General features: G+C 40.0%; 21 protein-coding genes and 1 tRNA gene. 18 read left to right on the plus strand and 4 right to left on the minus strand.

Annotated elements, in window-relative coordinates:
- Nucleotides 1-93 precede the first annotated feature (93 nt).
- From nhaC to F3G91_RS05680, 15 genes are all read left to right on the plus strand, one after another.
- A complete protein-coding gene (gene nhaC / locus F3G91_RS05610) occupies nt 94-1,506 on the plus strand; it encodes a Na+/H+ antiporter NhaC (protein ID WP_149700945.1) in 1,413 nt (470 codons plus the stop codon).
- Nucleotides 1,503-2,636: a beta-aspartyl-peptidase gene (gene iadA / locus F3G91_RS05615; RefSeq protein ID WP_149700946.1), complete on the plus strand. Its 1,134-nt coding sequence runs from the start codon at nt 1,503-1,505 to the stop codon at nt 2,634-2,636. The genes nhaC and iadA overlap by 4 nt, the downstream gene beginning before the upstream one ends.
- An 80-nt stretch (nt 2,637-2,716) precedes the next feature.
- Nucleotides 2,717-3,112: a 30S ribosomal protein S12 gene (gene rpsL / locus F3G91_RS05620; RefSeq protein ID WP_002941121.1), complete on the plus strand. Its 396-nt coding sequence runs from the start codon at nt 2,717-2,719 to the stop codon at nt 3,110-3,112.
- 78 nt (nt 3,113-3,190) lie between these two features.
- A complete protein-coding gene (gene rpsG / locus F3G91_RS05625) occupies nt 3,191-3,661 on the plus strand; it encodes a 30S ribosomal protein S7 (protein WP_002941142.1) in 471 nt (156 codons plus the stop codon).
- A 12-nt stretch (nt 3,662-3,673) separates the two neighbouring features.
- Nucleotides 3,674-5,752 (plus strand): elongation factor G, encoded by a 2,079-nt coding sequence (gene fusA, locus F3G91_RS05630; protein WP_149700947.1) that lies wholly within the window; start codon nt 3,674-3,676, stop codon nt 5,750-5,752.
- A 78-nt stretch (nt 5,753-5,830) separates the two neighbouring features.
- Nucleotides 5,831-5,907, plus strand: a tRNA-Arg gene (locus tag F3G91_RS05635).
- Nucleotides 5,908-6,129: 222 nt separating this feature from the next.
- Nucleotides 6,130-6,507: a rhodanese-like domain-containing protein gene (locus F3G91_RS05640; protein ID WP_087582022.1), complete on the plus strand. Its 378-nt coding sequence runs from the start codon at nt 6,130-6,132 to the stop codon at nt 6,505-6,507.
- 152 nt (nt 6,508-6,659) lie between these two features.
- Nucleotides 6,660-7,094, plus strand: coding sequence for a Dps family protein (locus F3G91_RS05645; protein WP_009294499.1), 435 nt, complete (start codon nt 6,660-6,662; stop codon nt 7,092-7,094).
- Between the two features lie 83 nt (nt 7,095-7,177).
- Nucleotides 7,178-7,765 (plus strand): hydrogenase-4 component G, encoded by a 588-nt coding sequence (locus F3G91_RS05650; RefSeq protein WP_149700948.1) that lies wholly within the window; start codon nt 7,178-7,180, stop codon nt 7,763-7,765.
- Between the two features lie 123 nt (nt 7,766-7,888).
- The gene (locus tag F3G91_RS05655; protein WP_107944803.1) at nt 7,889-8,326 is read left to right on the plus strand and encodes a hypothetical protein; all 438 of its coding nucleotides are present in this window, start codon (nt 7,889-7,891) and stop codon (nt 8,324-8,326) included.
- 268 nt (nt 8,327-8,594) lie between these two features.
- Complete coding sequence (locus tag F3G91_RS05660) at nt 8,595-9,872, plus strand: major outer membrane protein (RefSeq protein WP_149700949.1); 1,278 nt, start codon at nt 8,595-8,597, stop codon at nt 9,870-9,872.
- Nucleotides 9,873-9,965: 93 nt separating this feature from the next.
- Nucleotides 9,966-10,523 carry a c-type cytochrome gene (locus tag F3G91_RS05665; RefSeq protein WP_002941036.1) on the plus strand — a complete coding sequence of 186 codons (558 nt, stop codon included), beginning with the start codon at nt 9,966-9,968 and terminating at the stop codon, nt 10,521-10,523.
- 45 nt (nt 10,524-10,568) lie between these two features.
- Nucleotides 10,569-13,664, plus strand: a complete 3,096-nt coding sequence (locus F3G91_RS05670) for a cytochrome c biogenesis protein CcsA (RefSeq protein WP_149700950.1) — start codon at nt 10,569-10,571, stop codon at nt 13,662-13,664.
- Nucleotides 13,665-14,099 (plus strand): hypothetical protein, encoded by a 435-nt coding sequence (locus F3G91_RS05675; protein ID WP_021089989.1) that lies wholly within the window; start codon nt 13,665-13,667, stop codon nt 14,097-14,099. It abuts the gene before it with no gap.
- Nucleotides 14,100-14,177: 78 nt separating this feature from the next.
- Nucleotides 14,178-14,744, plus strand: coding sequence for a hypothetical protein (locus F3G91_RS05680; RefSeq protein ID WP_149700951.1), 567 nt, complete (start codon nt 14,178-14,180; stop codon nt 14,742-14,744).
- A 55-nt stretch (nt 14,745-14,799) separates the two neighbouring features.
- Here F3G91_RS05680 and F3G91_RS05685 read toward each other — a convergent pair whose 3' ends face one another.
- The 4 genes from F3G91_RS05685 to F3G91_RS05700 are packed head-to-tail and all read right to left on the minus strand — an operon-like array spanning nt 14,800 to nt 18,440.
- Nucleotides 14,800-15,267 (minus strand): phosphatidylglycerophosphatase A family protein, encoded by a 468-nt coding sequence (locus F3G91_RS05685; protein ID WP_149700952.1) that lies wholly within the window; start codon nt 15,265-15,267, stop codon nt 14,800-14,802.
- Nucleotides 15,268-15,275: 8 nt separating this feature from the next.
- Nucleotides 15,276-16,457 (minus strand): sulfate adenylyltransferase, encoded by a 1,182-nt coding sequence (locus tag F3G91_RS05690; RefSeq protein ID WP_021089996.1) that lies wholly within the window; start codon nt 16,455-16,457, stop codon nt 15,276-15,278.
- Nucleotides 16,435-17,325, minus strand: coding sequence for a response regulator (locus tag F3G91_RS05695; RefSeq protein ID WP_103612275.1), 891 nt, complete (start codon nt 17,323-17,325; stop codon nt 16,435-16,437). The genes F3G91_RS05690 and F3G91_RS05695 overlap by 23 nt, the downstream gene beginning before the upstream one ends.
- A complete protein-coding gene (locus F3G91_RS05700) occupies nt 17,322-18,440 on the minus strand; it encodes a bifunctional 2-C-methyl-D-erythritol 4-phosphate cytidylyltransferase/2-C-methyl-D-erythritol 2,4-cyclodiphosphate synthase (RefSeq protein WP_107791673.1) in 1,119 nt (372 codons plus the stop codon). The genes F3G91_RS05695 and F3G91_RS05700 overlap by 4 nt, the downstream gene beginning before the upstream one ends.
- A gap of 146 nt (nt 18,441-18,586) precedes the next feature.
- Here F3G91_RS05700 and thiC point away from each other — a divergent pair, with 146 nt between their 5' ends.
- The 3 genes from thiC (at nt 18,587) to F3G91_RS05715 (ending at nt 21,390) form a co-directional block, all read left to right on the plus strand.
- Nucleotides 18,587-19,882 carry a phosphomethylpyrimidine synthase ThiC gene (gene thiC / locus F3G91_RS05705; RefSeq protein ID WP_107791674.1) on the plus strand — a complete coding sequence of 432 codons (1,296 nt, stop codon included), beginning with the start codon at nt 18,587-18,589 and terminating at the stop codon, nt 19,880-19,882.
- Nucleotides 19,876-20,976 carry an Mrp/NBP35 family ATP-binding protein gene (locus F3G91_RS05710; protein WP_149700953.1) on the plus strand — a complete coding sequence of 367 codons (1,101 nt, stop codon included), beginning with the start codon at nt 19,876-19,878 and terminating at the stop codon, nt 20,974-20,976. The genes thiC and F3G91_RS05710 overlap by 7 nt, the downstream gene beginning before the upstream one ends.
- Nucleotides 20,977-21,123: 147 nt before the next feature.
- Nucleotides 21,124-21,390, plus strand: a complete 267-nt coding sequence (locus F3G91_RS05715; RefSeq protein ID WP_002939508.1) for an ACT domain-containing protein — start codon at nt 21,124-21,126, stop codon at nt 21,388-21,390.

Consider the following 21,390-nt stretch of genomic DNA (forward strand, 5'->3'; position numbering starts at 1 on the left):
TTATTTAAATTTTAAATTTATTTTATTTTTTTATAACAATTTAAGTTTGTAGCCTTTAAATTCAAAAAATATCTCAAATTTAAAGGACACATGATGAACTCTATAAAAAAAGAGCCTTCGTTTCTGCTAGCCCTTACGCCTATTTTGGTTATGATCGTAGGTCTTGCGCTTGGCGTTGGTTACATGAAACTAAAGGTTGAGCCGATCATTTTGATAGCAGCCCTCGTGGCTGGTGGCATCGCTTGGAGACTAGGATATAGTTGGAGTGAGCTTCAAGAAGGGGTGATAGAGAAAATTTCAAGCTCATTGCCAGCGCTTATGATACTTTGGGCAGTCGGTCTGCTTATTGGTTCATGGGTATTTTCAGGCACTATCCCTATGATCATCTACTACGGCGTGGATCTTATAAGCCCGCAGTATCTAGTCCTAACTGCTTTTGTCATCGCAGCTATCATCTCAACCGTAACTGGCACATCTTGGGGTTCTGCTGGCACAGTTGGCGTCGCTATTATGGGCATAGCTCAAGGTCTTGATGTAAATTTAGCGGCAACTGCTGGCGCGGTAGTTGCAGGAGCATACTTTGGCGATAAGCTTTCTCCGCTCTCAGATACGACAAATCTAGCTCCGATAGCAGCTGGCTCAGAACTTTATGAGCACATCAGACATATGTTTTATACAACTATCCCAGCAACTATCGTTGCGATAGCAGCTTATCTATTCTTTGGTAGCGAGGCGGCAAGCAGTGGCGCAAATGTTTCAGAGTCGGTTTTGGCACTTCAAGGTCAGCTTGATAAAATTTTTCACTGGAATATCATCTTGCTTTTGCCTGTGCTTTTTGTCTTGGCTGGCTCGGTGCTAAAGTGGCCAACGATACCTGTAATGATCATCGCTTCGCTATTTTCAGTGCTTCTTGGTGTGATCGTTCAAGGTTTTAGCCTTAAAAATGGCTTTATCTCAGTGATGACTGGCTTTAATGTCACGATGAGCGGCATTAATATGGAGTTTTCAAAAGATATCACCAAGCTTCTAAACAGAGGCGGCGTGAGCTCGGTAAATTCAACCACCATCCTAGTCATCTGCGCTATGGGCTTTGCTGGCATCATCTCAAAAACCGGCATGCTTACAAAGGTGCTTCACACTATCATGGCAAAGGTCAAATCAGCAGCAGGCGTCATCATCTCGACTATCGGATCATGCCTAACTGTCGCATTTGTCACAGGTAGCTCATATCTTTCTATCCTTATCCCTGGTGAGATGTTTAAGGACTTCTATAAAGAGAAAAATTTAGCAGCCAAAAACCTATCAAGAACACTTGAAGACTCTGGCACCGTTATCGTTCCGCTCATCCCTTGGTCAGCAGCAGGCGCATATATGACAGCTACACTTGGAGTGCCAACGGTAGAGTACTTGCCTTGGGCGATACTAAACTACATGGGTGTTGTCTTTGCAATCATTTTAGCACTTACTGGCATCGGCATAGCTAAGATAAACAAGGATGCCAAATGATACTTATAAAAAATGCCAAAATTTACTCGCCAAAATTTCTTGGTAAAAAAGATATATTTATATGTAATGGCAAGATCGTCTGCATAGCTGAAAATATAGAGCCAAATTTGCCAAATGTAAAGGTGATCGATGCCCCAAATTTCACAGCTATACCAGGTCTTATTGATAAGCACGTGCATATCACTGGAGGCGGCGGAGAGGGCGGCTTTAAAACTAGGGTGCCTGAGATCATGTTATCAAATTTAATAGAAGCTGGCATAACGACAGCAGTTGGCCTACTTGGAACTGACAGCACGACAAGAAGCGTTGAAAATTTAGTGGCAAAAGCACACGCATTAAACGACGAGGGCATCACATGCTACGCCCACACAGGCGCATACAGCTCCAAAACGCCAACCATAACTGGCGAGATCGAAAAAGATATCGTCTTTGTCGGTCCGATAATTGGCACCAAGCTAGCCATAAGCGATCACCGCTCATCAAGCGTGAGTAAAGATGAGCTAGCTCACATAGTCTCGGCTGGCAGGGTGGCCGGTATGATCAGCTCAAAGTCAGGCCACACCACGCTTCACATGGGGGATGGCAAAAAGGGCTTAAATTTGATCTATGAAGTACTAAATGAGTACGACATGCCAATCACGCTATTTCAGCCAACGCACGTAAATAGAAACGAGGAGCTTTTTAAACAAAGCTTTAAATTTATAAAAGATGGCGGTTATATCGACTTTACCTGCATGCCAGGACTTACGCCACTTGAAGCTGTAAAGCGCGTCAAAAAAGAAAATTTACCGACAAATAAGATCACCATTAGCTCAGACGGCTTTGGTAGCTACTCTAGCTATGATAGTGACGGAAATTTACTAAAAATTGGCATCGCTAGCGTTAAGAGCTTATATGAAGAGTTTATAAATTTCGTAAAAGATGGCTTTAGTATCGAAGAGGCGTTGCCATATTTTACGACAAACGTGGCAAAAAGTGTGGCCTTACAAAATAAAAAAGGCGAGATAAAAGAAAATTACGATGCAGATATTTTGCTAATCGATGAGAAATTTGAGATTAAATTTGTCGTTGCAAAGGGTGAAATTTTAAAAGATGACAGAGGTTTTATAAAAAAAGGAACGTATGAATAAGTCTAACTTATTAACCGTTATTTAAGCTTTTTTTAAATAAAATTAGGTCTTTTTAATAAATTTAGTTGAAAGGAATTATTGTGCCAACCATAAATCAATTGGTCAGAAATGAACGCAAGAAAGTGACTGTTAAGTCAAAATCTCCAGCGTTAAAAGAGTGCCCTCAAAGAAGAGGAGTTTGCACTAGGGTTTATACTACAACTCCTAAAAAACCAAACTCAGCTTTGAGGAAAGTTGCCAAAGTTAGGCTTACAAGCGGTTTTGAAGTCATCAGCTATATCGGCGGTGAAGGTCACAACCTACAAGAACACAGTATCGTTTTAGTTCGCGGCGGTAGGGTTAAAGACTTACCAGGTGTTAAATATCACATCGTTCGTGGTGCACTTGATACTGCTGGTGTTGCAAAAAGAACAGTTTCTCGTTCTAAATATGGTGCAAAACGCCCTAAAGCTGGCGCTGCTGCTCCAAAAAAGTAAAAAATTAGGTTCGCAGACGTTGCTTAAATTTGCAAACGTTTGAGTAAAATTTCATAAAAATTTGAAGGAAAAATCAAAATGAGAAGAAGAAAAGCTCCTGTAAGGGAAGTTTTACCTGATCCGATTTACGGAAATAAAATAATCACTAAATTTATTAATTCTCTTATGTATGATGGCAAAAAAAGCGTCGCTACAGAGATAATGTATGGTGCTATTAAGGCTATCGAAAAGAAAAATGCTGAGGTTAAAGGCATCGACGTTTTTAACGACGCTATCGAAAATGTAAAACCTATTTTAGAAGTTAAATCACGCCGTGTTGGTGGTGCTACTTATCAAGTACCAGTTGAGGTTCGCCCAGCTCGCCAACAAGCTCTTGCTATCCGCTGGCTTATAACTTTTGCTAGAAAAAGAAGCGAAAGAACAATGGTTGATAAACTAGCAAATGAGCTTTTAGATGCGGCAAATTCAAAAGGTGCATCTTTCAAGAAGAAGGAAGATACTTACAAGATGGCAGAGGCTAATAAAGCATTTGCTCACTACCGCTGGTAAGAAAGAATTAGTATGGCAGAGAGAAAAACGCCTTTACATAAGGTAAGAAATATCGGTATTGCGGCTCACATTGATGCTGGAAAGACAACTACTAGTGAGAGAATTTTGTTCTTTACTGGTATGAGCCATAAGATAGGTGAGGTTCATGATGGCGCTGCTACTATGGACTGGATGGAGCAAGAAAAAGAGCGTGGTATTACTATTACATCAGCTGCAACTACAGCGTTTTGGAAGGGTTATCAAATAAACCTAATCGACACTCCGGGACACGTTGACTTTACTATTGAAGTTGAGCGTTCTATGCGTGTTCTTGACGGTGCTGTTGCTGTATTTTGTTCTGTTGGTGGTGTTCAGCCACAGTCTGAAACTGTTTGGAGACAAGCAAATAAATATCACGTACCAAGAATTGTTTTTGTTAATAAAATGGATAGAATTGGTGCAAATTTCTTTAGAGTTGAAGAGCAGATCAGAGAAAGATTAAAAGCAAATCCAGTGCCTATCCAAATTCCTATCGGCGCAGAGGATAACTTTAAAGGTGTGGTTGATCTTGTAAGAATGAAAGCATACGTTTGGAATGACGAGAAAAAGCCAACTGACTATGTAGAAGAAGAAATTCCAGCTGAAGTTAAAGATAAAGCTGAAGAATACCGCGCAAAACTAATCGAAGCTGTTTCTGAAACAGACGATAGCTTGATGGAGAAATTCTTTGCAGGCGAAGAACTAACTGAAGAAGAGATCAAAAAAGGTATAAAAGCAGGCTGCTTAAGAATGACTATTACACCTATGCTTTGCGGAACTGCATTTAAAAACAAAGGTATCCAACCTCTACTTGACGCGGTAGTTGATTATCTACCAGCTCCAGATGAGATTGCAGCGATAAATGGTGTTTATGAAGATGGCACTGAAGTGACTGTTGAAAGTACAGATGATGGCGAATTTGCCGCACTTGCGTTTAAGATTATGACTGACCCATTTGTTGGACAGCTAACATTTATCCGTGTTTATAGAGGAAGCCTTGAAAGCGGTAGCTACGCTTACAACACAGTTCAAGACTGCAAAGAGAGAATTGGCCGCTTACTAAAAATGCACTCAAATAAACGTGAAGAGATTACAGAACTTTTCGCTGGTGAAATCGGCGCCGTTGTTGGTCTAAAAAATACCCTAACTGGCGATACTCTTGCAAGTGAAAAAGATAAAGTTATCCTTGAGAGAATGGACTTCCCAGAGCCAGTTATCAGTGTTGCGGTTGAGCCAAAAACAAAAGCAGATCAAGAAAAAATGGCGATCGCTCTTCAAAAACTAGCCCAAGAAGATCCAAGCTTTAGAGTTAGTACAGATGAAGAGAGCGGACAAACTATCATTAGTGGTATGGGCGAGCTTCACCTAGAGATCATTGTTGATCGTATGCTTCGCGAATTTAAAGTTGATGCTGAAGTTGGTCAACCACAAGTTGCTTACCGCGAGACTATCCGTAAGGCAGTTGAGCAAGAGTATAAGTATGCTAAACAATCAGGTGGTCGTGGTCAATACGGTCACGTATTCTTACGTATCGAGCCACTTCCAGCTGCTAGTGGATTTGAATTTGTTAACGACATCAAAGGTGGTGTTGTTCCAAAAGAGTATATCCCAGCTGTTGAAAAAGGTTGTAAAGAAGCGCTTCAAAGCGGTGTTCTTGCAGGATACCCAGTTGAAGATGTTAAGGTTACACTTTTTGATGGTAGCTACCATGAAGTTGACTCATCTGAAATGGCATTTAAACTTGCTGCTTCTATGGGCTTTAAAGAGGGCGCTAGAAAAGCAGGTGCGGTTATTCTTGAGCCTATGATGAAAGTTGAAGTTGAGACTCCAGAAGAGTATATGGGTGATGTTATCGGTGACCTCAATAAGCGCCGTGGCCAAGTAAATTCAATGGATGATAGAAATGGTATAAAAATCATTGCAGCTTATTGTCCACTTGCTCAAATGTTTGGCTACTCAACAGATCTTCGCTCAATGACTCAAGGTCGTGCGACTTACTCTATGGAATTTGATCACTACGAAGAAGTTCCTAAAAACGTAAGTGAAGAGATTATTAAAAAGAGAAATGGCTAATTAGCCAAAATAGGGCAGAGCGATCTGCCCTTTAAAATTTAACTACTTGGATAAAAATTTAAACTATCTTGTAAATTTGTCCTCATAGCTCAGCTGGATAGAGCGCAGAATTCCTAATTCTGAGGTCGTGAGTTCGAACCTCGCTGGGGACACCACTCCTGCTTTAAATACTATCTCATAAAAATCTTGTATAGAGTGCTTTAAATCATTTATATTTAGAATTCCTATTTTTATAAGTAGTTGTGTTTGACATATAAATAAATTTATTTTTTAATGAATTATTTGTATGACCTCACTATCAATAAAATTTATCAACAAAAATTTTATATATTTAATAATCCATGCTAACATTTCAAAAATTTATTTAAGGAGAGTAGATGAAAAAAATTTTACTTTTAGGAGCCGTTTGTTGCATGTTGTCAGCTGATGTTAAAACTGTTAATATAAGTCCAGATGAGATCAAAAAGTATGATCAGATCGTTGATATTAGAACCCCATCTGAATGGCAAGAGACTGGCATCATAGCTGGTGCGAAGACCATCACTTTTGATCCAAGCAATAAGAGTGCATTTTTAGATGAGCTTTCAAAAGCGGTTGATATCAAAAAGCCTATCGCTCTTGTTTGTAGAAGCGGCAGAAGAAGCACAGCAGCAGCTGCAGCGATAGATAGCACAGATCTTAAGATTATAAATTTAGATGGTGGCATGAGTAGTTTGATCGAGCAAGGCTATAAAACTACACCTTATAAAAAATAGACAAATTTCTAAATTCTACATTTGACTACAAGATAAATTTATTTTGTAGTCAAAATTTATACTAAATAATAAATTTTATTATTTGATTAACCAGTGATTAACTCTAAGTCAATATAATTTCACCACATTTAAACAATAAAGAAGGAGACAAAATGTCAAAAGTTATTTTACAGTTAAACACAATTCAGGCTGATGCAAATGCACTTTATATCAAATTTCACGATCTTCACTGGAATGTAAAAGGCATTCAATTTTTTAGCGTCCACGAATACACAGAGAAAGCTTACGAAGATATGAGTGAGATTTTTGATGACGCAGCTGAGAGAGCTCTTATGCTTGGTGGTAGGCCTATCGTCAAGGCTGAGGAGTTAGCAAAAGTCGCTCACATCAAACACGAGCCAAAAGAGAGCTACACACCAACTGAAGTTTTAGAGATCGTTTTGGCTGATTACAAGCACCTTTTGGGCGAGTTTAAAAAGCTTGATGAGCTTGCAGAGGGTGACACAACAACTCAGATGTACGCACAAGATCAAATAGCTAAATTTGAAAAAGCCATCTGGATGCTAAACGCAACACTTGGCAAATAATCACAGCGGGAGCTCTCCCGCTTTATCCTAAATAAATTCCACCTTTTGGCGATATAGTTTTTATAAACTTATAGGAGCTAAATATGCAAATCAGTCAAATCGTAAGCTCATACAACACATCAAGCGTAAAAGAAAATGTAAAATCAGAAATTTCGCTTCATAAAGATGAAAAAGAGGTTTCTAAAAAGCAGCCTGAGATTTCAAATTTAAGTGCAAAAGAGATATCAAATAGCTACTTTTTGCAGTATCAAAAAGATATTACTCAAAATGCTAGTTCAAATTTACTAGCTCAAGGCGGTCTAAGCTTTAGTATGCCTGAAAATTTATCAGACATTTTAGCTGGACTTGATCTAGCAGGCATCGGCTACAACGGCAAAGCTCTAGGAGAGCTAAGTAGCGATGAGGCGAGCGAGCTAGTTAGTGAAAATGGCTTTTTTGGTATCGCAAATACAGCTGATAGGATAGCCAGCTTTGTGCTAAATGGCGCAGGTGATGATGTAGAGAAGCTAAAAGCTGGTAGAGAGGGCGTGGCAAAGGGCTTTGAGGACGCAAAGAAAATTTGGGGCGGAGAGCTTCCTGAAATTTCACAAAAGACTATCGAAAAGACCCTTGAGACGCTTGATAAAAAGATCGCCGAGCTTGGCGGTAATGTTTTAAACGTATCAGCCTAAATTTCTTGGGGTCTCTCCCAAGAAATTTATATATTAATGTAAGCACGGAACTCAAATTTTAAAACTTGCAAATTTTATTTAATCTTAAAAGCTATACTTTGCTCTTTATATTAAGGAGAAAAGATGAAAGCTAAAATTTTACTTCCTCTAGCAGTAGCCACTATGTTTTTGGGATGTTCATTTTTTGATGATAATCCACCAGTTCGCAAGCAACCAAGGCAAGCTACCAAAACTGCGCCTGCAAAAAGCTCGATTAAAGGCTTCATAAAAGATGTTAGCTATAAAGATTCAAAATACTGCTACGAGATAGTAGCCAGCGATGTGAAAAATCACAAACTAAACAAAGCAAATTTTTGTGCAAACAGATATTATTACGATAAAGGCGATCTTGTCTATGCGACTTTTTACGCAGACAAGCTCATAGACATGCTTCTTATAAAAGAGGGTGGTTCCAGAGGTGCATTTAATGGCATAAGAAAACCACAAAATGAAGTAGTCGTTAAAAGAAAAAATATAAAAACAAATATCGAAGTACCAAAAGAGGAGAAAATTTCTTTTTAGATTACCGTTGATTTACTGCTAGCATATATAATTTCATCAGCAATCAAAACTAGAACTCCTTTTAAGGGGCAAAGCAACGGCCCCTTTTTCTTTTTATCCCCTTTTTAAAAGTCTCATTTGTAAAAGTTAAATTATCAAAATATACCTCTTTTTGGTCAAAATCGGTAAACGATCGGTAACAAAAATGCAAAATTTTATGATTTTTTAAGCTTCATCTTAAAATTTATTGATTATAATCGTCGACACAAAAACCTTAAAAGGAGAAAAAATGAAACTAACAAAAATTAGTTTAGCCGCTTTGGTTGCTTTAGGCGCATTCTCAAGTGTAGCAAGTGCTACTCCACTTGAAGAAGCTATAAAAAACGTAGATCTTTCAGGATTTGCAAGATATAGATATACAAATACTAGAGATAAGAGCGCCGATGCTTATGCAACACCAGCAGAAGATAGAAATAAAGCTGGTCATAACTTTAAAATGATCACAAATTTTAAAGCTGCTATCGATGACAACTTCTTTGGCGTTGTTGGTTTAAGATACAATGCTACTGATGGCTCAGGAGATAATGCTGGTGCTGGTACAGATAAAACAAACACAACTGGAACTTTTGGTGTTCACCAATTCTATCTTGGCTATAAGATCGGTGGTACTACTATAACAGCTGGTAAACAAGAGATCGGTTCATACTTTACTAATGATGCTATTGGTACTGGTGTAAGAGTGGTAAACCAAGACATTGAAGGTCTTACTTTAACTGGTTTAGCTTTTGATGCTATTGAAGGTGACGATATAGAAAGTGATGGTGATTTATACGCGGCTAAAGATGCAAATGGTAAAGATATAAACAGAGTAAAAGTTTATGATTTTGGTAATCTATATGCAGCAGGTATTGCTGGTTCATATAGCCCAATAGATTTCCAACTATGGTATGCAAGCTTAACAAACCTAGCCGATCTTCTTGCTGCTGACGTAACTGCAAACTTTGCTATAAACGACGATGTTAGCTTAGGTGGTAGAATCAACTATGTTAATAGTACAGCAGATGTAAGCGCAAAATCACACCTCTCTAAAAGTATAGATGCATCTAATGGCGTTGCAAACTACAATGACGGTAGCTTCTATGCTGGCGAACTTACAGCTTCACTATTTGGCCTTGACGCAAGATTAGGCTATATGGGTTGGAAAGTTCAAGATAAAGGCGTAACATCTTTCGTTTTTGAAGATAAAGGTGGTCTGATAGATGTAGGTGAGCTTACACTTGATCCAACTTGGGCTGATGGTAAAGCTAATTTGGTATATGCTACAGCTGGATATACATTTGATAAATTTACAGTTGGTGCAGATTACATAAAAGGTCATATTAAACATGCTGCAGCTGTTGGCAAAAATGGTAAAGAAAAAGTTGAAGAGATCACTCCAAGATTTGCTTATCAATATAGCAAAAAGCTAGAATTTAGTTCATACTATGCGTTCAAGACTTCAAAATTTGCTGATCAAGACAAAAAGAAAGAAGATCAGTTCAGATTTGAAGCTAAATACTCATTCTAATTCATAGCTCGTTAATCAACTTATGATATAATCCCGGGTCGGAGCAATCTGATCCGGGATTTTTAAATTTAGAGCAAAATTTCAAGGAAACTTATGAAAAATATCAAAATTTCTTTTTTGGCGTGTTTTTTGGTGGCAAATGCCTTTGCAGCTTCTCAGGTTTATTATATAGAAGCTCGTGGAGAGTTTGGTAAAGAGCTTGCCGAAATGGCAAAAAAGCAGGCTAATGACAGAAATGAAAAAGTAAATGTCTATGTCGATGAAGATCCAAGACGCTATAAAGACAATAGAATTTTAAAATTTGGCGTTGATAGAAAAGGTAGATATAGCGTCTCTTTAGGAAAAGAGCTTTATGAGAAACAATGCGCTAGCTGCCATGGCGAAAGCGCAGACAAAAGACCATTTGGCTCAACACCACTTAAAAACATGGATGCTAAAGATATAGAAGATAGCATCATCTCTTATAGAAGCGACTCAAGCTTTGGTGGTAGCGGTAAAAATGTGATGCAAAACCAAGCTAAGATCGTCTCAAATAATGATCTAGGTGCAATACTTGCTTATCTAAAAGGCAAGGATGCGCTTGCAGATCAAGATACAAACGAAAATAAACCAGTTTCAACCGAAACAAAGCAGGGCAGTTATTTAAGATAAATTTCACTTCGGTAGCTTTGCCACAATATAAATAAAAGGAAGCAGATGTTAAATCCAAAAACATTATTTTTAAGTATGGGCTCAGCTATCGTTTTGATGATAATCTTTGCCATAGCTAGTGGAGCCGCCACAATAATAGAGAGCAAAACCAGCACTGAAGCAGCTTGGTACTATGTTTATGGTGCTGGCTGGTTTGCGCTTATCCAACTACTGCTTGGTATAAATTTAGCCTTCAATATCTTTAGATACAACCTAATCGATCCTAAAAAACTCCCATCACTCATCTTTCACTTAGGTTTTATCGTCATCTTAATCGGCGCTGGTATCACAAGATACCTTGGCTTTGAAGCTGATATGCATATACGTGAAAACACCGCTTCAAACGTCGTTAGTACGAAGGTTTCATATATAAATTTAACAGCGCTTAACGACAAAGGCGAAGAGATCAGCTCAGCTATGCCTTTGGGACTTGCTGATGTAAAGAAGGGCTTTGATCTAAAGTTAAAAACAGCAGACGGCGAGGCCAGTTTAAAATTTAAAGAATTTGTGCCAAATGCAAGCTATAAATTTGTAAATGATGATAGCGGGAAGCCTGTCGTTGAGTTTGTTGTCTCAAACGAGAGCGAAAGCGAAGAGATATTTTTACTTGAAGAAGAAGAGGCAAGGGTTGGAGATATCAGCTTTATCTTTAATGCCAAACCAGATGAAAATAAAAAATACGTTCTTTTTAGGCTAAGTGATGGAAATTTCACAGTTACTTCAAATGCCGATCTTTCAAAATTTACTATGGCGGACAGCTCTAAAACTGAGCTAAAAGCTGGCAGCGTGAATGAATTTGGCACAGGTAGCTTATATACTATCTCAAATATAAATTTTGCCCCAAGGCTAGTTTCAGCGCACGCTTCAAGAAAGCTAGTTAGCTCAAAGGATAGCGAGTTTAATGCGTTGATAGCTGAGCTAAACTACAAAGGTGAGAGTAAAGAGATGCATGTATTTTACAACCTAATGGAGCCTTCACGTATTGCCGTGGCTGGACAGAAATTTAACGCCTCATGGGGAGCTCAGCAGATAAAACTCCCATTTAGCCTCTACTTAAAAGACTTTGAGCTAAAAAGATATCCTGGCTCAAATTCGCCTATGAGCTACTCAAGTGAGGTTGTGGTAAAAGACGGCACGAATGATCCTGGGTTTGATTATAGAATTTATATGAACCACGTGCTTGATTATGATGGATATAGATTTTTCCAAAGCTCATACGATACTGACGAGAAAGGCACGATCCTCTCTGTCAATAAAGACCCAGGCAAGATCCCGACATATATCGGCTACTTTTTGCTAGGTCTTGGCTTCTTGTTAAATGTCATAAACCCTAACAGCCGCTTTAGAAAGCTAGCAAAACTCATAGATAATGAATCAACAAAAGTCGGTAAAAAAGTTGCTGCACTCATAGCGGTCTTACTTTTGGGCTTAAATTTTAGCTCGCTAAAGGCTGAGGACTTCTTGCCACATATCAGCAAAGAGCATGCAGACAAGCTTGCTAGACTCATCGTGCAAAGTCCAGATGGCAGAATGAAGCCATTTGATACGCTTAGCAAAGAGGTTTTAAACAAAATTCACAGAGGCGAGAGCATAGGTAGTCTAAATTCAAACCAAGCGATGCTTTCTATAATGGTAACGCCTGATTTTTGGCGAAATGAGAAGATCATCGCGCTTGGTCAGAGTAAAGAGCTAAAAAAAGAGCTAGGCGTTGATGAGAATGCAAGATACGCAAGCTTTGATGAATTTTTTAAAGCGACAAAAGATGGTGGAAGCGAGTATAAACTAACAAAATTTGCTGAAATAGCAAACCGCAAACACCCAGGTTCACGCAATACATTTGACAAAGATGTGATAAAGATCGACGAGAGACTAAATGTATTTTATATGATATTTATCGGTGAAATTTTTAAAATTTTCCCAAAACAAGACGATCCGTCAAATTCTTGGTATTCGCCAGCTAGCGCGATGATGTACTTCTCGCCAAAAGAGGCTGAGCTAGTAGTTGGCATGATGAGAGAGTATTTCTCAGCTGTTGATGCAGCCTCAAAGGATAATGACTGGAGTAAGGCGGATGCGGCACTTGAGAAAATTTCAGCCTATCAGCACAAATACGGTGCCGCAGTCATGCCAAGTGAGAAAAAGATAGATATAGAAATTTTATTTAATAAATTTCAAGTATTTGACCGCTTGACACCGATATATCTTTTGGCTGGACTTGCACTTTTGCTATTTGTTTTTGTCAAGATGCTAGCGCCAAAAGTGCAGATAAATGGCATAGTTAAAGCTGTATATATTATAAATTTACTAGCTTTTCTTGCGCACACAGCTGGACTTGGTCTTCGCTGGTACATCGCTGAGCACGCCCCTTGGAGTAATGCCTACGAGTCGATGGTCTATATCGCTTGGGCGCTTGGTCTATCTGGTATCATCTTTGCAAAACGCAGTCCGATCGCACTTGCGCTTACATCTATATTGGCTGGCGTTACGCTGTTTGTCGCGCACCTTAGCTGGATGGATCCGCAGATCACGACGCTTGTGCCTGTGCTTCAGAGCTACTGGCTAACTATCCACGTCTCTATTATAACTGCAAGTTATGGATTTTTAGGCCTTTGTGCGTTGCTTGGTGGATTTACTTTGCTGCTTATCATCTTGCAAAACAAGAAAAAGCCAAATGCAGAGATCGCGCGCAATATCACTGAAGCAACGCGCATAAATGAGATGGCGATGATCCTTGGTCTTAGCTTACTTACGCTTGGAAACTTTTTAGGCGGCGTCTGGGCAAATGAGAGCTGGGGTAGATACTGGGGTTGGGATAGCAAGGAGACTTGGGCGCTAGTTTCGATCCTCGTCTATGCGGCGGTGCTTCACATGAGATTTATACCAAAGCTTAATAATCAATACGCATTTGCTGTTGCATCATTTTTTGCTTATTGGTCGATCATAATGACCTATTTTGGGGTAAATTTCTATCTAGCTGGCATGCACTCATACGCAGCTGGAGATCCGCTTCCAGTACCTGATTTCGTCTGGATAAGCATCGTAGTGATGATAGCGATGAGTGTTCTTGCATTTACGAAACGCTCTCTTTGCACAAGGCTATAGATGCTTCTTAAAGGCTTGATAGTCTTTTTTGTCTTTTTGCTTATAGTTGCCATTTGCGCGTTAATCTATCTTTTGCTAAAGAACAAAGATCATCAAGTCTTAGCAAGAGGACTAGAAGCTGAGGGTGAAGAAGAGATCACGATCGAAAAGCTTGAAGAGCTTGCTAGCGATAAAACTCTAAGCAAAAACGAGCTTTTCGAGCTTATACAAATTTTTGGAGAGAAATTTATAATACCAGCGAAAAAAAATCAGGTCGCTCCAAAAGAAGCTAGCAACTACATAAATTTTATAATCCTCATCTGCTCTCACCAAAATGCCGATGCAAAGCTTATTAGCTTTTTAGACAAAGAGGCTAAAAAGAAAAATCCAAGCTATGTTGCAGAGATCGAAGACAGTGAGAGGATAGGCATAGAAAACCGCAAAAACCGCAGGTAAATTTAGCTTTTTTTAAATTTAAGAGCACAAAATATCGTTAGCAAAAATCAAATTTACAAAGTAAAATAGGAGCGCAACTTGGACATCAATGATCTCAATGCTAGTTTGGTCTTTTTGCCGGTAGTGCTAGCTATTTTGTTGATGATCTTTGCTGGCAGGCGAAATATAAAAGTTTATCTGAGTAAATTTGATCTAGTTGGACTGCATCTCATCTTTCCGCTCGTGATATTTCCCATCTTTATAGCTATCTTTTGTGCAGTATGTGAGTATTTTGACGTTTCAAACGATGATGGGCTAACTTATATTTTTTACACTATGCTTTTTATAATAGCCATTTACGCCGTTTTTGGTTTTTACGTTTGCATTAAATATAATCACGGCTTTTTAAACTGCTTTTGGGCGTTACTTTTAAGATTTAACTTCATGACTCCGCTTGTTTATTTGCTGTTTTTAGGTGGCAAAGGACGTGACAAAAATGGCAATGAGATAACCCCTGAAAATGCAAAAAATTTAAGCCTTTTTGGAGAGCTAAAATTTTCACTTTATAATATGATCGTCTTTAGAAAAAATCACGACAAAGATAAATTTGTTGGCAAGGGCGAGAAAAATTCTAGCGACAAAGTTCTCATCTCAAAAGAGGTCTAAAATAAAAAGCAGGGAGGGTTAAATTTAAAAGAGCCAGCAAGATAGCTAGCTCAGCTTACGGCAAAACTACGCCAAATTTCATAACCACGCCATATATCATCGCGCTAATAATGCCAGCGAAAAATCCAGCAACCATATCATCACCCATGACGCCAAGTCCGCCCTTTACGTTGCGGTCTATCCTGCCAATGATCGAAGGCTTTTTGATATCAAGCACTCTAAAAAGCACGAGTGAGAGAACTAGCTGCGAGATCGTCGCTCCACTAATGGCGATAGCAAGCCAAACGCCAGCAACTTCGTCGATCACGATAAAGCTCTCGTCGTGTGAATTTACCTTTTTTTCAAAATCATCAATGACGCTGATGCTCACCAAAAATAACAAAATGCTAGCTAGCAAAAGCGTGGTAGATGAGAAAAAATATAGCACAAAATAAGCCGCCACAGCTCCAGCCACCGAGCCCCAAGTGCCAGGTGCCTTTGGTAAAAGTCCAAATCCAAAAAATGTCAAAAATAGCTTTTGCATAAATTTCCTTAAGTGAGTGATGATGTCTGGTAGAGCTTCATGAGCTCCTCGTAAAAGTCGCGGTCGGTCTTGTTTTCAAGCAGCCCAGAATTTACAAAGAGATCGTCGCAGAGCTTTTGTATATCTTTAAAGCGATTTACATAGAGCTTGCTTAAGATGAGCGCTGAAATTTCAGGTCTTACTAGTATGGCTGGTGGCATGATGCCGTTAAATAGCAGCTCTTTGATCACGTCTGGGTGGTATTTGATCTGGTGGTGCTGTCCGTGTGGGCAGCTTTTGGTGCTAACTAGCGTCTTACACTTGTTGCAATAAACGAGCTCTGGCAGGACGATCACGTCTAAATTTAGATCGTTTTTGTAGATGTCAAGTATCGTATGAACTTCGTTGTGGTCAAAAAACATGCCAATTCCTGAGTGGTTTTGCCCGATGACTAGCTTGTTTGCGCCAAGTCTTGAAGCCGCGATGCACTCAAGCGTTGGGTTGGCGTGCGAGCTAAAAAGGGTCGTGTTTTTCAGCGCAAAGACAAAGACCTTTTTTGTCGGCAGATAGTTTTGGTTAAAAAAGTCAAGCACTTGCTTTCTGATCTCGTAGTCGATGTGCCTCTCTTCGCGCGTTCTTATTAGAAAAACGACCACGAGATCGGCCTTATCGATAGTCATCCTAACTAGGCGTTCATGCGCGCGGTTAAATGGATCAGCCGTTAAAAAGACAGCCGTTATCTTCTTAGCGCCACTCTCTTTTATCAGCTCATTTAGTGCATCTTTGCTTATTTGGAGGCTCTCATCATATAGCTCAAACTCGCCGCTTATGCCGTATTTGCCTAAATTTAGTGACATTTCGCTGTTTGACTCATTTGCTAAAAATATATTTTTAGTTCGCATGCTCTCGTCAAATTTAAAGACCTTTGCCACGTCGATGTGCCCAACGATCTTGCCGTCCATATTTAAATTTACTCTTTGTCCAGCATGCAGCTTGCTAGCGATATTTTGATTGACCTCGCCAAATGGCGCAAAGCCAAAAGAGTAGGGCATAGGCTCGCCGTTAAAGTAGCCCTTTTTTGCCACCTCTTTGATCTGCTCGTCGTCCATCAGGGCGCTAAAATTTGAGAGAATTTTGTTTTTGATAAGCTCTAAGGCGCCATAAACTTCGGTGTTTATAGAAATTTCACTATTTTTTCTTGCTGACGTCATATTTCTTTCTCTTTTCCCAAAGTGATTTTCTAGAAATTCCAAGCTTTTTGCTTAGCTCGGTGTCGGGGAATTTATCTTGATAATTAACGATGATATATTTTATATATTCATCGATCGTGACGATCTCGCCGATGTCAAAGTTTTTATCTCGGACGGAGAGTTCAAGCTCCTCAAATGGCGCACTTTGCGCAAAATCGCTAGTTTGGATAGCCACTTTTTTCTTTTTGCAAAGCTCTAAAATTTTCTCTTTTTCATCCTCTTTTAGCTCTTCGAGATTTGTGATGTATATTAGCTCGTCGCCACTTTGAGCAAGTGCTTTTTCAAGCTCGCTAAAACAGGCTTTGCCTAAAAACAAAAATGGCGTTTTGTTTGCCTTTACATAGTTAAAGATAAATTTATCGCTGTAGCCATTTTTGCTTGATTTTAAAAGAAGTGGAAATTTGATCTTTTTAGCTTCAAAGCAAGGTATCTCGTAGTCTTTTAGGGCGAAATTTATATAGTTTTCGTAGTTTTTTATCTCGTTTTTAAAGCCTCTAAACTCTTCAAAATGCCTTATCTTTCTAACAAGCTCTTCTATCATAAATGGCTTTTGTATGTAGTCCACCGCGCCCGCTTGTATCGGCTTTAGCACGGTATCGCTGTTGATGTAGGCGATGAGTAAGATGATGATAGAGCTTTTAAATTTCTCTATGACTGGGTAGAAGTCCTGCCCTGGGAGTGTGGTAGAAAGTAACACTACGTCAAAATTTTCAAATTTCAAAGCCTCTTTGACGCTCTTTGCGATCTCGCAGTCATAGCCAAAGTCAGCTAGTTTGCTAGCCATCGAGCCAGCTAGGTAAATTTCGTTTTCTACTATTAAAATTTTCATATTTGTGTCCAGTTGTAAAATTTAAGGCTAGCGCTTGCCATGACAGCGATCCCTTCGCATCTGCCCACAAAGCCAAGCCCCTCAGTCGTTGTCGCCTTGACATTTATGCGGCTCTGGCTTAAATTTAGAGCCTGCGCGATGTTTGCCTCCATTTTTGATTTTAGCTTTGAGAGTTTTGGCTTTTGCGCCATTATCGTGATATCAGCGTTTGTTAGCACAAAGCCCACGCTTTGCACCCTTTTATAGGCTTCTTGCAATAGATAAATAGAGCTAATATCTTTAAATTTAGCGTCCGTATCAGGAAAGAGTTCGCCTATATCGCCAAGTCCAGCAGCTCCTAAAATAGCGTCAGTTAGCGCATGAAGTGCCACGTCGCCGTCGCTGTGTGCCTTTAGCCCAAACTCATAGTCGATCTTTTCGCCACAAAGCACAAGCGGACGCCCCTTTTCAAACTCATGCACATCAAAGCCGTTACCTACAAAGAGCTCGTTTTCTGGTGCTTTTAGGGCTGAAATTTTGGCAAGATCCTCTTTAAAAGTGATCTTTCTAGCCATCTCATCGCCCAAAATGTGCCAAACGCTTGCGCCAATGGCTCTCATAGCCGAGCTATCATCTGTGTAAATTTCGCCGCTACTAAGAGCCTTTTTAAGAAGTGCTGTGCGCGAGAGCTGCGGCGTTTGGATAAGTTTTACCTTTTCTCTGTCTATTGCGTTTTCGCCAAGATAGGCAGTGTCAGCGATCTTTAGCGCAGGCACTACGCAGTCAGCCTGAGCGGCCGCCTCGATGATCTTGTGAAAGAGCTCGCTTGATATGCAAGGGCGCGCGATGTCGCTAACTAAGACAAATTCGCTACTTACTAGCTCAAGTGCGTTTTTTAGGCTATCTTGTCTTGTCTCGCCGCCATCAACAAATTTATAATTTGGAGCAAATTTAGACATATATTTGCACTCTTTACTAACGACGATGATCTCCTTAAATGTGTAAAAGTTACTCAAATTTTTAGTGGCAAATAGCCAAAGTGGGTCGCTGCCGATGCGAAGCCATTGCTTCTTTACAGGTAGCTCAAAACGGCTGGAATTTCCTGCTCCTAGCATTATAAGTGAGATATCAAGCAAGGTAGCTCCTTTGAAGATTGTTACGGAATTATACACCTAAAAGCTAAATATTTCTTTTTATAGAAATAAATTTAAGGCTAGCATTTAGTTAGATCAAAACAAAAAAGGACTAAAATGAGCCTTTAAATTTTAAAAAAAGGCTAGTCATGACAAAGACGCAGATGCACTATGCTAGGCGAGGTGAGCTCACAAAGCAGATGAGCTATGTGGCAAAGATCGAGGGAGTGAGCGAAAATTTAGTGATGGATGAGGTGGCAAAAGGTAGCATCATCATCCCAGCAAACGTAAATCACACAAATTTAAAGCCTATGGGCATAGGCAGAAAGCTAAAGACGAAAATCAATGCAAATATCGGCAACTCAAGCCTAAGTAGTGACATTTGCGCGGAGCTTAGAAAGCTTGAAATTTGCTTAGAATTTGGCGCTGATACGGTTATGGATCTAAGCACGGACGGCGATTTAGACGCCATTAGAAGCGCTATTATTGAGCATTCAAGCGTACCAGTTGGAACGGTGCCGATGTATGAAATTTTAAAAGAGGCAAAAGAGGTTACAAATATCACAAATGAGCTAATTTTAAGCGTGCTAGAGAAGCAAGCAAGGCAAGGGGTTAGTTACTTTACGATACACGCTGGCTTTTTGCGTGAGTTTTTGCCACTTGTTAAAAAGCGCAAAATGGGCATAGTAAGCCGTGGCGGCAGCTTGAGCGCTAGCTACATGTCAAAGCTAAATAGGCAAAATCCATTTTATGAGATTTTTGATCAAATTTTAGAAATTTGCGCAAAATATGACGTCTCGCTCTCGCTTGGCGACGGACTTCGTCCAGGCTGCCTTTACGACGCAACAGACGAGGCACAGCTTAGTGAGCTAAAGGTGCTTGGAGAGCTTACACTTCGTGCGTGGGAAAAAGATGTACAAGTGATGATAGAAGGCCCTGGTCATGTGCCATTAAATCAAATTGAGTATAATATGAAAATCGAACAAGAGCTCTGCCATGATGCCCCATTTTACGTGCTTGGGCCGCTTGTTAGCGATATCGGCGCGGGGTATGATCATATCACTTCAGCGATTGGTGGTACGATGGCAGCATATCACGGCGCTAGCATGCTTTGCTACGTGACGCAAAAAGAGCACCTTGGCTTGCCAAATGAAAATGACGTAAGAGAGGGCATCGTAGCTCACAAGATAGCAGCTCATGCCGCAGACGTCGCACTTGGCAAGGCAGGAGCTATCGAAAAAGACCATGCGATGAGTGATGCGAGATATACGTTTGACTGGAACAAGCAGTTTGAGCTTAGCTTTGATCCAAAAAAGGCTAGAGAGCTTCACGATGAGAGCTTGCCAGAAGATGCGTTTAAGAGCGCTCATTTTTGTTCGATGTGCGGACCAAAATTTTGTGCATATAAAATTTCAAAAGATCTAGAAAAAGGAGAAAAATGTTAAATAAAGAAGAGGTCTTAAATAGACTAAAAGGCGTCATATATCCGGGGTTTGAAAAGGATATAGTTAACTTTGGCTTTGTAAAAAACGTGGAGATCGGCGAGAAAATCTTAATCGAAGTCGAGATCGTTAGCTCAAGCCCAGAGGTGGCAAACGAGCTAAAAACGGACATCAAACGTGTCATGGGCTCAAACGAGTACGTGCTAAATTTGATCCAGCCAAAGATGCCTGAGGAGAAAAGTAACACTCAAAGTGGCAAAAATATCGCACCTCAAGTTAAAAATTTCGTAATGGTAAGCTCTGGCAAAGGTGGCGTTGGTAAATCAACCACAACGCTAAATTTAGCCATCTCAATGGCAAAACTAGGCAAAAAAGTGGGAATTCTAGACGCTGATATCTATGGACCAAATATCCCAAGAATGCTTGGCGAAGTAAATACCCAGCCACAAGTCGTTGGCAACAAGCTAAAACCGATACTTAGCCATGGTGTGGAGATGATGAGTATGGGCGTTTTGATGGAAGAGGGCATGAGCCTTATCTGGCGTGGCTCGATGATAATGAAAGCGATCGAGCAGCTGTTAAGGGACGTGCTTTGGAGCGAGCTTGATGTATTGTTTCTCGATATGCCTCCAGGAACGGGCGACGCGCAACTAACTCTAGCTCAAAGCGTGCCAGTAACAGCAGGTGTCTGCGTCACAACGCCACAAGTAGTAGCACTTGATGATAGCAAGCGTGCGCTTGATATGTTTGAGAAGCTTCACATCCCAATCGCTGGCGTCATCGAAAACATGAGCGGCTTCATCTGCCCAGATAATGGCAAAGAGTATGACATATTTGGCAAAGGCACGACTGAAGAGGTGGCAAAGGCTTACAACACTCAAATTTTAGCTGAAATTCCTATCGAGCCAGCTGTTAGAGTGGGCGGCGATAATGGCAAGCCAGTTAGCTTCTATGAGCCAAACTCAGTCACTGCAAAACGCTATGAGAGCGCAGCTGCAAGGCTTTGGGAGATGATAGAAAATATAAATAACGGCGGTGGGGCTGATAACTCAGCGATACAGCCGGTAAATGACGGCAAGAGTGCTTGCTCGAAGTAAATTTACAAAAGATAAAATTTAGAGCAAATTTTAAAATTTGCCAGTTTAAATTTGGCTACCAAAATTTAGCTTTGCTTGGTGCTTAGTTTAAATTTTGGAGCCAAAATGCACTTTAAAAAATAAATTTAAAATTTAATAGGAGAAAAGATGAAAGCGATCGTAACCGTAGTCGGAAAAGATAGAGTTGGCATCGTTGCTGGTGTCTCAGCAAAGCTTAGCGAGCTAGGGCTAAACATAGATGATATAAGTCAGACTATTTTGAGCGACTTTTTCACGATGATGGCGGTGGTTTCAAGCGATGAAAATAAGGACTTTACAGCCTTAAGAGCGGAGCTAGATAAGCTTGGAGAGAGCCTAAAAGTAAAGATAAATATCCAAAGCTCAGCCATCTTTGATGCGATGCACAAAATTTAA

Origin of the sequence: Campylobacter concisus (genome assembly GCF_902460715.1) — a bacterium.
Taxonomy (GTDB): Bacteria; Campylobacterota; Campylobacteria; order Campylobacterales; family Campylobacteraceae; genus Campylobacter_A; species Campylobacter_A concisus_AK.

What these genes read in the sequence shown, in the direction of transcription:
- nhaC (WP_149700945.1), top strand. Translation starts at nt 94, where the DNA reads ATGAACTCTATAAAAAAAGAGCCTTCGTTTCTGCTAGCCCTTACGCCT.
- iadA (WP_149700946.1), top strand. Translation starts at nt 1,503, where the DNA reads ATGATACTTATAAAAAATGCCAAAATTTACTCGCCAAAATTTCTTGGT.
- rpsG (WP_002941142.1), top strand. Translation starts at nt 3,191, where the DNA reads ATGAGAAGAAGAAAAGCTCCTGTAAGGGAAGTTTTACCTGATCCGATT.
- fusA (WP_149700947.1), top strand. Translation starts at nt 3,674, where the DNA reads ATGGCAGAGAGAAAAACGCCTTTACATAAGGTAAGAAATATCGGTATT.
- F3G91_RS05640 (WP_087582022.1), top strand. Translation starts at nt 6,130, where the DNA reads ATGAAAAAAATTTTACTTTTAGGAGCCGTTTGTTGCATGTTGTCAGCT.
- F3G91_RS05645 (WP_009294499.1), top strand. Translation starts at nt 6,660, where the DNA reads ATGTCAAAAGTTATTTTACAGTTAAACACAATTCAGGCTGATGCAAAT.
- F3G91_RS05650 (WP_149700948.1), top strand. Translation starts at nt 7,178, where the DNA reads ATGCAAATCAGTCAAATCGTAAGCTCATACAACACATCAAGCGTAAAA.
- F3G91_RS05655 (WP_107944803.1), top strand. Translation starts at nt 7,889, where the DNA reads ATGAAAGCTAAAATTTTACTTCCTCTAGCAGTAGCCACTATGTTTTTG.
- F3G91_RS05660 (WP_149700949.1), top strand. Translation starts at nt 8,595, where the DNA reads ATGAAACTAACAAAAATTAGTTTAGCCGCTTTGGTTGCTTTAGGCGCA.
- F3G91_RS05665 (WP_002941036.1), top strand. Translation starts at nt 9,966, where the DNA reads ATGAAAAATATCAAAATTTCTTTTTTGGCGTGTTTTTTGGTGGCAAAT.
- F3G91_RS05670 (WP_149700950.1), top strand. Translation starts at nt 10,569, where the DNA reads ATGTTAAATCCAAAAACATTATTTTTAAGTATGGGCTCAGCTATCGTT.
- F3G91_RS05675 (WP_021089989.1), top strand. Translation starts at nt 13,665, where the DNA reads ATGCTTCTTAAAGGCTTGATAGTCTTTTTTGTCTTTTTGCTTATAGTT.
- F3G91_RS05685 (WP_149700952.1), bottom strand. Translation starts at nt 15,267, where the DNA reads ATGCAAAAGCTATTTTTGACATTTTTTGGATTTGGACTTTTACCAAAG.
- F3G91_RS05690 (WP_021089996.1), bottom strand. Translation starts at nt 16,457, where the DNA reads ATGACGTCAGCAAGAAAAAATAGTGAAATTTCTATAAACACCGAAGTT.
- F3G91_RS05695 (WP_103612275.1), bottom strand. Translation starts at nt 17,325, where the DNA reads ATGAAAATTTTAATAGTAGAAAACGAAATTTACCTAGCTGGCTCGATG.
- thiC (WP_107791674.1), top strand. Translation starts at nt 18,587, where the DNA reads ATGACAAAGACGCAGATGCACTATGCTAGGCGAGGTGAGCTCACAAAG.
- F3G91_RS05710 (WP_149700953.1), top strand. Translation starts at nt 19,876, where the DNA reads ATGTTAAATAAAGAAGAGGTCTTAAATAGACTAAAAGGCGTCATATAT.
- F3G91_RS05715 (WP_002939508.1), top strand. Translation starts at nt 21,124, where the DNA reads ATGAAAGCGATCGTAACCGTAGTCGGAAAAGATAGAGTTGGCATCGTT.